The following is a 12,121-nucleotide window of genomic DNA, read 5'->3' as shown; positions in this document are numbered from 1 at the left end:
CATGTTTCACAGGATGTTGTTTCCTGCGACACTTCATAAATGAAGTAATTGACGAGATACCTTGTATCTCTTTATTTCGCTTGGCTTTTGTTCAGTTTTCAAAGAACTGCGTCGTTTTTTAGCGACTAGATTAATATAACATGTCGCTCGTATTTATGTCAACAACTTTTTTTGTGTTGTTTGAAGCGACGTTTAATAATATAACACTTATAAAATATAAACACAATCCTTTTTTTAAATAAATTTACTTCCAAATAAATATATTCCCTTTAGTGCCTATAAAATCAAAAGCAGCTATACTACAAGTACAATACAGACAGTAAACTCCACCTGTCGCTATGAGCCATCAGATATTATTCCAGGAAACTTTACCTTTATAGTATTTTAGCAATCCCGTTACCTCTGAAAACATACGAAAAGAGTTCGAATGGTCCCATTCAAACTCTCCAAATTACGAAAGAACTAATTGCTGAATGGCAACGAGCAAGGCCAGTCCTGGAATCCCTAAAAACCCTGACACCGCTGCAGTAATAAAATTAATCGGCACATGAAGATCGATCAACGCTCCAAATACATTCACGAAAAACAACAGCAATCCACCGATTACGAACTTAATTCCGATTTGCCCGAGCATGCGCAACGGCTTTATCGGAGCGCCAACGATTAAAAGGACAACAATAGCACCGCCAAGAATCGTTATAACAACCACCGGATCGATCGGTCTCACCTCTTTCCTTACTTCCCTCATACCTAAATGTATGTAGACAAGCTAAAGAAAAGACCACCTTTCTTATAAGTGAAGATCATCGTTTAGACGTATTGCGAACTCTCGCTTCTTTTAATAAGAACAAGTACTTCACCTTCGTCAGCTTCAACCGATAGAGCACCTCTTCTGACGGGTCTACACTGTTTTCCACCATTTGTTGTTGCATTTCTAACTGCTTTTTTTGTTTTTCGATAAAAGCAAGTAAGCGTTCATCTTCAATTTTTCTTATTTTCCCCTTCTTCCGGAAAAACATAGCTGCCTCCTCGCCTACAGTTCCCTTCGACCTTCCATCGCTTTCGACAATGTGACTTCATCAGCGTACTCCAAATCTCCTCCGACAGGCAATCCGTGGGCAATTCGCGTCACCTTAATCCCTGTTGGTTTCACGAGTCGCGAAATGTACATCGCGGTCGCTTCCCCTTCAATCGTCGGGTTTGTGGCTACGATCACTTCTTGAATCGTATCATCCTGGAGCCGCTTAATAAGTTCAGGAATTTTGATATCTTCAGGGCCAATCCCGTCCATAGGAGAGATCGCACCGTGCAATACATGATATTTCCCATGGTACTCTTTCATTTTTTCCATCGCAATAACATCCTTTGCATCTTGCACGACACAAATAACCGATTCATCGCGTTTCGAATCTTCACATATACGGCACGGATCCGTATCGGTTATGTTATGGCAAACGGAGCAATAGGTCAGCTTCCGTTTCACATTCACAAGTGCCTTAGCAAAATCAAGAACATCATCTTCCTTCATCTCAAGGACAAAAAAAGCCAGGCGGCTAGCCGTTTTCGGACCGATGCCTGGCAAACGCATAAAACCTTCAATTAATTTAGCTATCGGCTCTGGATATTGCACCGCTGACTCCTCCTAGAACATACCCGGCATGTTCAATCCCTTCGTAAACTTACCCATGTCTTGTTCGACCAACTCATCCACTTTCTTTAACGCTTCATTTGTTGCCGCTAAGATTAAATCTTGAAGCATCTCTACATCATCTGGATCAACGACGTCTTCAGAAATTCTCACATCTAAAATTCGCTTGTCGCCACTCGCTACAACCGTCACCATTCCGCCACCAGCTGTCGCCTCGACGGTCTTTTCCTTTAGTTCTTCCTGCGCTTTCATCATTTGCTTTTGCATTTTTTGCATTTGTTTCATCATTTGTCCCATATTTTTCATTCGAAAAACCTCCTCAATTAATCCTTCACTTCAATTAAATCAGATCCTACTAACTTGATGGCTTCCTCTATTAGCGGGTCGGACGACGGTTCCTCTCCGTCCCCCCGCTGATCACGGACATATTCTTCCTTCACTTTATTCCACTGGCTTTGTAGCAACGTTTGAAAATCCAGCGGCGCTTGGAAAATGTCGCGTAACACAGATTCAATAAACGGACGAAATTTCGTATCAATCATATCACGATGCATTTCATTTTGGAACGCTAACAAAATAAACTTCGGAGATGCTGCCGCCGGCTTGCAATCCATCAACCAAGCATGGGCAGGTACATTTTGTGCTTTAACCCGTTCCATAATCTCTCCCCATCGGCCATTGACCAACTGGAGCTGCTGTTTGGACGCTTCCTTAAGTAACTCTTTGATTTTCCCTGTCGGTGCTTGGCTTTTAGGCATTTGTTTTAAAGGACGGCGCGACGCCTGCTTCGTCTTCGGTTCCTCTGCGGTAACATTAGCTACCCCATTTACTTTCAATGATTGGACCGCTTGCTCTAATTGCTGGATTCGCTCTTGGAGAGCTTCTACATTAGGGTGGGTAGCTGCCCCTGCCTGAGGTGATGCAGGTACTTGCACCACCTGTTGACAAAGGGTTACCACCCCTAATTCTAATGCGACACGGGGATGAGAAGACCATCGCATTCGTTGTTGACAATCGTTCAAAATCTCGATCGCCGCAAAAAGAGATGCGTCGTTAATTTCCCCTGCTAATGTTTTAAAAGAATCATTTATCTGCGCTCGCTCTAATAGTTGACTTGCTTCCGGGGCTGCTTTAAATAACATGAGATCACGGTAGTAGTAAATTAAATCCTCTACAAAACGGAGTGGGTCCTTTCCGTTAGCTAATAGCTGGTTCACAAGCTGTAGCGCTTCTGCTGTTTCTCCTTTCTGTGCTGATTCAACAACCTGGGTAAGCACTTCGTGGGAAACCGCACCGGTAATCGCAAGGACATCCTCTACCGTGACCCGTTCATCAGCAAAAGAGATCGCTTGATCAAGAAGGCTAAGCGAATCCCGCATCCCACCTTCTGCTGCTCGAGCCACGAGAACCAACGCTTCATCCTCTGCTTCAATCCCTTCATGGGTCAATATTTCCTTCATTCGTCCCACAAGAGCGTCGTTGGAAATACACTTAAAATCAAATCGTTGACAACGAGAAATGATCGTGAGTGGAATTTTGTGAGGCTCTGTCGTTGCTAAAATAAAAATGGCATGGCTCGGAGGTTCTTCTAACGTTTTTAACAACGCGTTAAACGCACCGGTTGTAAGCATATGTACTTCATCAATAATATACACTTTATAGCGAACTTCACTTGGGGCAAACTTCACATGATCACGGATGTCGCGAATTTCGTCCACTCCATTATTTGAGGCCGCATCAATTTCCATCACATCTACAATTGAACCTGAGGTGATTCCTTTACACGCTCGGCATTCATTACACGGTTCAGCGATAGGAGCCTGCTCGCAGTTTATCGCTTTTGCAATAATTTTTGCCGCACTCGTTTTCCCTGTTCCTCTAGGCCCGGAAAATAAGTAGGCATGGGAAAATTTCTCTTGCACCAACGCGTTTTGCAATGTTTTCGTAATATGCTCTTGTCCAACCACATCTTGCAGCTTCTGAGGCCGCCACACGCGGTACAACGCTTGATAACTCATCCCACAACCTCCTTTTTTCCGCGTACACATCTTTTTCTATTATATCTGAATGGAGGGATGGATTTCAAAAATTTCTCCATTTCTTCACGCCGATCCATTGATCGTTCACATCAAAGAAGTAAAAAAAGCAACTACGGAATGTAGTTGCTTTTTATGGTTAAGTATAAAACCGTGCACCTTCCTTCGATCATGCCACCCTAGGCGTTACCTGAGCAGTTAGCTCGGCCCAGGCGACTCTACGGCACACGAAAGGGGCCACTTACTGCTGCTTCCTTCCGGACCTGACAGGGTTCGTGGGTTTTCGTTGCGTAGAACCCAAGCGTCAACACCACTTACTTAGGGCAGACCCTACGGTGACAAAACCTCTAGAAGGGATTCAGCCTCGCTATAGCGGATTGCGAGTGACAGGGCACCGCTACCTCCCCACCTAGCACGGAAATTTAATAACATGGTTGTTGGCGTCAAAAGAGACGCATTTCTAGTATAGTTTGTTTTCTCGAAGAATGCAATAGGAAAAGACCGGAAAGTCCTATGTATCGCTCCCTCGTTTTTTCCGTTCTCGCAGCTTGCGGAAGAAAGCGGTCAATCTCTGACTACATTCTTCTTCTAGTACACCAGACTCGACGATTGTTTGATGATTGAATCGCGCTTCGTTCAGAAGGTTCATTAGTGTTCCCGCACAGCCGGCTTTCGGGTCAGTTGCACCGTATACGACACGTTCGATCCGGGATTGAACAATGGCCCCCGCACACATCGGGCATGGCTCTAGCGTCACGTACAACGTACAACCCGTTAATCGCCATGTCCCTAATGCTTTACATGCTTTCTCGATCGCAAGCAGCTCAGCATGGGCAATCGCCTGTTGGTTGATTTCCCGTAGGTTATAAGCCTTAGCTACAACAACTCCATCCTTTACAATCACTGCTCCGATCGGCACTTCTCCTAACCGTTCGGCTTCATCCGCTTGAACTAGGGCCTCACGCATATAATAAAAATCGTCTTTCTCCATACGTACTCTCCTCTTCCAACCTGCATCTACCTATTATTATAAGGGAGACGTTTACTTGACGCGGGCCCTTTTTCAAATTTCCTCATAGATACCCAACGAACATATGCTTTTTCGATTGTTGATAGCCCTTGCTCTTGTTTTTTCTTCTCATCCATCATCGTCTTAATCCTTTCCAAGCGATCGCGTATTTTCTAGCATGAGCACGATTCCCTTGTTCTATACTTTAAGACAACGGGAAAAGGTAGCCCACGGCACCCTTTAGTATATAAGGGGACAAAAAGGCATAAAAAACCCCTCTAAAGCCTCGACTTTTAGAGGGGAATCATTTTCGTTATGTAATGGCGGAGGAGGAGGGATTCGAACCCCCGCGCGGTTTAACCCGCCTGTCGGTTTTCAAGACCGATCCCTTCAGCCAGACTTGGGTACTCCTCCATAACGGTCATGCTGACGAAAATTACTATAACAAATCACAGGCAGCTTGGCAAGATCTTTTTTAAAGGGTGAGGCACCTTCCACTAGAGAAAGTGCCTCAATTAAGATTATTGCTCGATGTAAACGTCTTTTAATTGCAAGATTTGCGTCGGAGATTGCTCAAGATTCTTCACTTCATCACGAACACCTAGTAGGTATTGTTGGTGATGGATGTAAAGCATTGGCGCAAGCTCAACTAGCTTTTCTTGAACATCATGGTAAAGAGCGAGGCGTGTTTCTTCATCTGTTTCTCTACGCGCTTTATCAAGCAATTCATCTAATTCATCATCTTTTAAGAATGTACGGTTTCCTGGCTCACCTACTTGAGAAGAGTGGAACAATGCATATAGACCGTAGTCTGCATCTCCTGTTACCGTAGACCAACCAAGGACGAACATGTCATGCTCACCATTTGCTGTATTTTCAAGGTATGTTCCCCATTCAAGCACTTCAATCTCTACGTCGATTCCGATTTCTTTCAATTGGGCTTGGACGTTAGTCGCAGCGTCAACACGCTCACGGTTGTCGTTAGTCCAAAGCGTTGTAGAGAACCCATCTTCATATCCAGCTTCTGCAAGAAGCTCTTTCGCTTTTTCAATATCGTGATCAAGACCAGAAACTGTATCATCGTAACCAACCGTACCTGGTGCTAACGGTCCGATCGCTGGAATTCCGACACCATCGTAAATTCCGTCAATAATCTGACTTTTATCGATTGCCATTGAGATCGCTTGACGTACGCGTACATCATCAAATGGCTCTTTGTCTAAGTTAAAGCCAATGTAGGACAAGCTCATAGAATCTTGTCGATGGACGTGCATACCTTCTGTCGCTTCCACACGAGAAACGTCAGATGGGCTTAATGGGTTAGAGATGTGAGAATCTCCTGTTTCTAGCTCAGCAATACGTGTTAAGTCTTCACCTACAACTTTAAAAGTGACAGAGTCTAGTAACGCAGTTCCATCCCAATAGTCATCGTTGCGCACGAGCCTTACATATTGATCAGGTACACGATCGTCAAATTTGAAGTAACCTGTACCAGTTGGGTTTTCATTGATGTAGCTACCTGGATCTTTTCCTTCTTCCATCGCAGCATAATCAGCTTCAATCGCTTCTAAAGAAACCATACCGCCACCGTTATGCGCTAAGTGAGCAGGTAGTGGAGCAAATGGAAATTCTGTTGTAATATGAACCGTGTAATCGTCAACGACTTCAATATCAGTAATCATGTCATAAAGAAATGCGCGCGGAGACGCCACTTCTGGATCAAGAATACGCTCCAAGTTCGCCTTTACAACTTCCGCATTAAAGTCCGTATCATCATGGAATTTTACCCCTTCACGAAGCTTAAACTCCCATGTCGTATCATCAATTGGATTCCATTCTGTTGCTAGACCCGGATGAAGCTCCATGTCTTGGTCTGTGACGACAAGCGTCTCGTAAATGTTTGCTTGAACGTCAGATGATGGCGTATCGTTAGATCCTGCTGGGTCTAAAGACACAACATCAGATAATTGGGCAATCACTAAATCGCCACCAGCTTCAGCTGGCGCTTCAGTCCCTTCGCCTTCGTCTGTTTCTGGGTCGGCTGCACCCTCGTTAGGCTCGCTAGCACACGCTGCTAGTACAACGGTTAGCATGAGTGCAAGGGCCCAAAAAAGGAAAGAATTTTTAGACACTTTCACGAAAATACCCCCTATTTTTCCATTTGTGATTTTTTTAAAATCAATATCACTATAACTTAAGCATTCTAGAAAAACAAGATTTTTTTGAAAGATTCATAAACTTTAGCACGTTGAAGAACTGGTGTACACCTAACACGATCAATTGTCCACTGAAAAAATATATTTCAAGTTTTTTGACAAACTTCGGTATGATTTTACAATGAATTATTATAGTACAAAACAAATTTTGACATTGTAAAAAAATATGGACGTGGTATAATCAACCGAGTAAATAGTATTAATTTGTCAAAATATTTAACGAATAATGAAAGGAATGAAAATGAGCGATGAGCGCACAGACGGAACAGACGATTAACAGCGAAGCTACCGCAGCTCCACCTCCGAATCCTCGCATTCAGAGTTGGAAAAATTTTTATAAAAAACTCGCAAAAAACAAAGCGGCCATGGTCGGCTTGTCCTTAATTATTTTCTTCATTGTTGTCGCTTTAATTGGACCATATTTTACAACCTACGATCCTTATGAGCCAAATGTGATGAATAAGCTCGCCGAACCATCGGCTGAACATTGGTTCGGTACAGACCACCACGGGCGCGACATTTTTACTCGAATCATTCACGGGATGTCGATCACCCTATATGTAGGATTTTTCTCTGTCGTACTAGGAGCGATTGTTGGAGTTATTCTCGGAGTCGTGTCCGGTTATTACGGTCGGCTTGTTGATACCGTCATCATGAGAATTATGGACGTTCTCCTCGCATTCCCTGGAATTCTACTAGCTCTAGCGATTATTAGTATTCTAGGAGGGAGTATAAATAACGTTATTATCGCTGTTGGGATTTTCTCGATCCCTGTGTTTGCCCGGATTGTCCGTGGTTCTACCCTTGCCGTCCGAAAATTGGAGTACATTGATGCGGTGAAAGCGCTCGGTGCAAGCGACGCTCGCATTATTTTCAAGCACATTTTACCGAACGTCTTATCTCCGATTATCGTTCAAGGGACGTTAAGCATTGCTACGTCCATCCTTACAGCCAGTGCCCTTTCCTTCCTCGGGCTCGGTGCACAGCCGCCGATTCCTGAATGGGGAGCGATGCTTAGCGATGGCCGAAACTACATGTATGACGCACCTCATGTTGCCTTGTTCCCAGGGTTAGCAATTGTCGTCGTCGTACTTGCGTTTAATATTTTTGGAGATGGATTAAGAGATGCACTTGATCCAAAATCGAAAAACTAGGAAAAGAGGTGCAAAACATTGTTTGTTTTTATCATTCGACGTCTACTTCAAACTATTCCTGTCTTAATTGGTGTGTCGATTATTGTTTTCAGCTTGCTGCACCTCGTCCCTGGTGACCCTGCGATCATGATTGCTGGGGAGAGTGCACCTCAACAAACCGTTGAAAACATTCGCGAACGGCTCGGTCTTAATGATCCGGTTCCTGTTCAATACTTTAACTATGTATCAGGTGTCATCCAAGGGGATCTAGGAACATCCTTCCGTAGTGGTCGCCCTGTAGCTGATGATATTGCCCAACGATTTTGGGTCACTCTTGAACTATCAATCTACAGTATTATTTTAAGTGTATTCTTAGGGTTAATTGCGGGAATTGTTTCTGCAACAAAGCGTTACTCTTTTGCTGATACGTCCTTAATGATCATTGCCCTTTTCGGCTTATCGATGCCAAACTTCTGGCTCGGGTTAATGCTGATTCAATGGTTTGCGATTGGCTATACACCATGGCTACCGTTTGATACGGCTTGGTTCGCGCCTTCAGGCTGGGGTTCGTTCCGTCAAATCGTTTTACCTGTCATTACGTTAGGTACTGCTGGAGCAGCGATCGTTGCGAGAATGACGCGATCCAGTATGCTGGAGGTCCTCCATCAAGATTACATTCGTACCGCTCGTGCGAAAGGGGTAAAAGAGCGTGTCGTTGTGTATCGCCATGCCTTGAAGAACGCTTTGATCCCTGTCGTCACCGTTGTCGGGATTCAATTCGGATTCCTATTAGGCGGCTCGGTCTTAACCGAACAAGTCTTTGCAATTAACGGGCTCGGTCGATTAATCATTGAAGCGATTAGACAGCGTGACTTCCCTGTGGTCCAAGGAGCTGTACTCGTCATTTCCGTCCTGTTCGTTTTTGTTAACTTGCTCGTCGATATTACGTATCGCTTCTTGAACAAGCGGATTGACCTAGATTAAAAATTAAAAATAACTGTACGTGTCATATATAGATGGATGAAGAAAGGTGGGAAATGTTGTGACGACGAAAGTGGCCTCAAAGGCGGAGACGATTCTTGAAGTGCGTGACCTCCGTACCTCCTTTTTCACAGAAGCGTTCGAGGTAAAAGCGGTGGACGGTGTGACGTTCTCTGTCCCTAAAGGAAAAACGCTAGGGATTGTTGGAGAATCCGGCTCTGGTAAAAGCATTACGTCCCTCTCGATTTTAAAGTTAATTCAAGAGCCTGGAAAAGTAGTCGGTGGAGAGATTAACTTTAAAGGGGAAAATCTCGTTACAAAAAACGAAGCTTACATGCGAAAAATTCGCGGGAACGAAATTTCAATGATTTTCCAAGAACCGATGACATCATTGAACCCTGTTTATACAGTAGGACAGCAAATTAGTGAGTCGTTCCGCATCCACGAAAAGTTAGGAAAAAAAGAAGCGTTAAAACGCTCTGTTGATATGCTGAAGCTCGTTGGGATTCCTTCTCCTGAAAAACGGGTGCACCAGTATCCACACGAGTTATCAGGTGGAATGAGACAGCGTGTCATGATTGCGATGGCACTCGCCTGTAATCCGGAGCTACTAATTGCCGATGAACCAACAACTGCATTGGATGTGACGATTCAAGCGCAAATTCTTGAGCTCATGAAAGATTTACAGGATCGTCTCGGCATGTCAATCATTATGATTACCCATGACCTTGGCGTTGTTGCGGAAACCTGTGACTACGTCGCTGTTATGTATTGTGGGAAAGTCGTTGAATATGCCGATGTGAAAACGTTATTTAAAAATCCACGTCACCCATACACCGTTGGTCTATTAAACTCTCTCCCTCGTCATGACATTGACCTTGAGGACGAAGAGCTATCGGTTATTAAAGGGAATGTCCCTAGCCCGGCAGATATGCCTGAAGGCTGCCGCTTTGCACCACGATGCCCATTTGCGAGCGATATTTGTAAAGAACGCCTTCCGGATCTTGAAACGGACGAGAACGGGAATCAAATTCGCTGTTGGGTTTATTCAGAACAATGGGACGGCGATCCGGAGGTGAACATCTATGCAGAAAGAACTTCTTAAAGTTGAAGGCCTAAAACAATACTTTCCGATCAAAGGCGGTATTTTAGGGCGAACGGTCAACCACGTAAAAGCAGTAGACGATGTGTCTTTTACGATCTATGAAGGGGAAACTGTTAGTATCGTTGGGGAATCTGGCTGTGGGAAATCGACAACAGGCCGAGCGATTCTTCGCTTAGATGAGCCAACAGATGGGAAGATCGAGTTCCAAGGGGAAGATCTCCTTTCCTTAAATAAAAGAGAAATGCGTAAAAAACGTAAAGATTTACAGATCATTTTCCAAGACCCTTATGCTTCCATCAACCCGCGACAGACGATTCGTCAAGTGCTCGAGGAAGCAATGGAAATTCAAAAAGTCGTCCCAAGAGACAAGCGTGGCGAGCGCATTCGTGAACTAATGGATACCGTAGGCCTCGGTTCTCACCAAGCTGACCGCTTTCCCCATGAGTTCAGTGGAGGTCAGCGTCAACGGATCGGGATTGCCCGTGCTCTTTCGGTAAATCCGAAATTGATCGTTTGTGACGAAGCCGTTTCCGCGCTCGACGTGTCGATCCAAGCGCAAGTAATTAACCTACTAAAACGACTTCAACGGGAATTCAAACTAACGTATCTGTTTATTTCCCATGATCTCGGTGTCGTTCGCCATATTTCGGATCGAGTGATCGTCATGTATCTTGGTCGCATCGTGGAAATTGCTGATAAAACGTCATTGTTTGAAAATCCTCAGCATCCGTATACGAAGGCGCTTTTATCTGCGATTCCCGTACCGGACCCTGAGAAGAAAAAAGAGCGCATTATCCTTAAAGGCGATGTTCCTTCGCCAATCGATCCACCAAACGGCTGTCGCTTCCATACTCGGTGTCCATTTGCGACTGATAAATGTCGAACGGAAACCCCTGAGCTGCGTACAGCTGACTATATGAAAGACGGTCATCTCGCCGCATGTCATTACATGGAAGAGATCGAGTCAGGAGCTCATCAGCAGCCTGCTCAAGCATGATTTGCAACGTCTCTAGCAGTCGCTAGAGGCGTTTTTTTTGCATAAATTTAATTAATTCTTTTTTTAAGGCTCTACAATAAATGTTGGGGTTTTTGCACAAAAGAGGGGCAAAAAAAATGCACGCAGGCTCCTTTATCCATTATCCTTGAATTGTTGAGAAACAAAGAAAGGATAGGAGCTGCGTGTACGATGAATTTTACCATGGATTTGCCCGGATTAAAAGGTGTGAAGGTCACAAAGATGGAGGAACGAGAGGACTTTATCGCGCTCCATGTAGAAATGCCGCGAACGCCTCATCGTTGCCCATCCTGCGGGGAGAGAACCGAGAGAATCCATGATGACCGCATCCAAAAAGTTCAACATCTCAAGCTCTTTGAACGGTGGGTGTATCGATTCTATCGAAAGCGCCGGTACGCGTGCAGATGCGGGAAGCGGTTTGCGGAGAAAGCCTGTTTTGTAGAGCGATATCAGCGTCAGACAGTGGAATGGAATCAAGCGTTTCGCTTACGGCTCATTCAAGGGAAGAACTTTACGGACACAGCGAATCAATTCCAAACGTCCGTGACAACTGCCATGCGCCGGTTTGATCAATTGGCGGCACCGCTCGTGAAGAAGGTGGATCACCTTCCTCCTCGGATTGCGATTGATGATTACAAAGGGGATACGAATGCGGGGAAATATCAAGTGATCATTGCGGATGCAGATACACGGAAGCCACTGGATATCTTACCGGATCGTAAAGCCGATACGCTTAAACGATATCTTCAAGAGAAGGGTCATCATGTGAAAACAGTCGTGATGGATCTTAGTTATACCTTCAAGTCGGCTGTTCAAAAGGCCTTAGGCCACCCGCTCATCATTGGGGATCCGTTCCATTTCTGTCGTTACATCTACTGGGCTCTGGAAGGGGTTCGCCGCCGAGTGCAAAAAGCGTTCCATCCGTATCATCGAAAACGATGTAAACGGATCAAACATCTGTTTCAGAAAGAGAGAGAA

The 12,121-nt window shown here is 44.6% G+C and carries 12 protein-coding genes, 1 tRNA gene and 1 other RNA gene; 5 read left to right on the top strand and 9 right to left on the bottom strand.

Going from position 1 to position 12,121, the window contains the following annotated elements; translation table 11 throughout:
- Nucleotides 1-451 precede the first annotated feature (451 nt).
- The 9 genes from E2L07_RS19070 to E2L07_RS19030 all read right to left on the bottom strand — a co-directional run bounded on the left by E2L07_RS19070 (nt 452) and on the right by E2L07_RS19030 (nt 6,831).
- A complete protein-coding gene (locus tag E2L07_RS19070; RefSeq protein WP_041821049.1) occupies nt 452-718 on the bottom strand; it encodes a pro-sigmaK processing inhibitor BofA family protein in 267 nt (88 codons plus the stop codon).
- A gap of 85 nt (nt 719-803) precedes the next feature.
- Nucleotides 804-1,019, bottom strand: coding sequence for a YaaL family protein (locus E2L07_RS19065; RefSeq protein WP_134230360.1), 216 nt, complete (start codon nt 1,017-1,019; stop codon nt 804-806).
- Nucleotides 1,020-1,033: 14 nt separating this feature from the next.
- Entirely contained in the window at nt 1,034-1,630 is a 597-nt protein-coding gene (gene recR / locus E2L07_RS19060; protein ID WP_010896220.1) for a recombination mediator RecR, read from the bottom strand.
- Nucleotides 1,631-1,642: 12 nt separating this feature from the next.
- Complete coding sequence (locus tag E2L07_RS19055; RefSeq protein WP_010896219.1) at nt 1,643-1,954, bottom strand: YbaB/EbfC family nucleoid-associated protein; 312 nt, start codon at nt 1,952-1,954, stop codon at nt 1,643-1,645.
- A gap of 17 nt (nt 1,955-1,971) precedes the next feature.
- Complete coding sequence (dnaX, locus tag E2L07_RS19050) at nt 1,972-3,666, bottom strand: DNA polymerase III subunit gamma/tau (RefSeq protein WP_134230359.1); 1,695 nt, start codon at nt 3,664-3,666, stop codon at nt 1,972-1,974.
- 169 nt (nt 3,667-3,835) lie between these two features.
- Nucleotides 3,836-4,102, bottom strand: an RNA gene (gene ffs / locus E2L07_RS19045) — signal recognition particle sRNA large type.
- Between the two features lie 93 nt (nt 4,103-4,195).
- Nucleotides 4,196-4,675 carry a tRNA adenosine(34) deaminase TadA gene (gene tadA / locus E2L07_RS19040; RefSeq protein WP_134230358.1) on the bottom strand — a complete coding sequence of 160 codons (480 nt, stop codon included), beginning with the start codon at nt 4,673-4,675 and terminating at the stop codon, nt 4,196-4,198.
- 339 nt (nt 4,676-5,014) lie between these two features.
- Nucleotides 5,015-5,107, bottom strand: a tRNA-Ser gene (locus tag E2L07_RS19035).
- Nucleotides 5,108-5,214: 107 nt separating this feature from the next.
- On the bottom strand, nt 5,215-6,831 hold the full coding sequence (locus E2L07_RS19030; RefSeq protein WP_053432632.1) for a glutathione ABC transporter substrate-binding protein: 1,617 nt from the start codon (nt 6,829-6,831) through the stop codon (nt 5,215-5,217).
- Nucleotides 6,832-7,157: 326 nt separating this feature from the next.
- Here E2L07_RS19030 and nikC point away from each other — a divergent pair, with 326 nt between their 5' ends.
- The 5 genes from nikC to E2L07_RS19005 form a co-directional block, all read left to right on the top strand.
- Nucleotides 7,158-8,063 carry a nickel transporter permease gene (gene nikC, locus E2L07_RS19025; RefSeq protein ID WP_053432631.1) on the top strand — a complete coding sequence of 302 codons (906 nt, stop codon included), beginning with the start codon at nt 7,158-7,160 and terminating at the stop codon, nt 8,061-8,063.
- Nucleotides 8,064-8,081: 18 nt separating this feature from the next.
- Nucleotides 8,082-9,026: an ABC transporter permease gene (locus E2L07_RS19020; protein WP_010896213.1), complete on the top strand. Its 945-nt coding sequence runs from the start codon at nt 8,082-8,084 to the stop codon at nt 9,024-9,026.
- Nucleotides 9,027-9,084: 58 nt separating this feature from the next.
- On the top strand, nt 9,085-10,128 hold the full coding sequence (locus E2L07_RS19015; protein WP_010896212.1) for an ABC transporter ATP-binding protein: 1,044 nt from the start codon (nt 9,085-9,087) through the stop codon (nt 10,126-10,128).
- Nucleotides 10,109-11,125, top strand: a complete 1,017-nt coding sequence (locus tag E2L07_RS19010) for an ABC transporter ATP-binding protein (RefSeq protein WP_053432630.1) — start codon at nt 10,109-10,111, stop codon at nt 11,123-11,125. Before E2L07_RS19015 ends, E2L07_RS19010 begins: the two co-directional genes overlap by 20 nt.
- A gap of 189 nt (nt 11,126-11,314) precedes the next feature.
- Nucleotides 11,315-12,121: ISL3-like element IS651 family transposase (locus tag E2L07_RS19005; RefSeq protein WP_134230357.1), on the top strand; the 807-nt coding region annotated here is incomplete at its 3' end.

The organism is Halalkalibacterium halodurans (assembly GCF_004376175.1).
Classification (GTDB): Bacteria; Bacillota; Bacilli; order Bacillales; family Bacillaceae_D; genus Halalkalibacterium; species Halalkalibacterium halodurans.
This window is presented reverse-complemented; position numbering and strand designations above follow the sequence as displayed.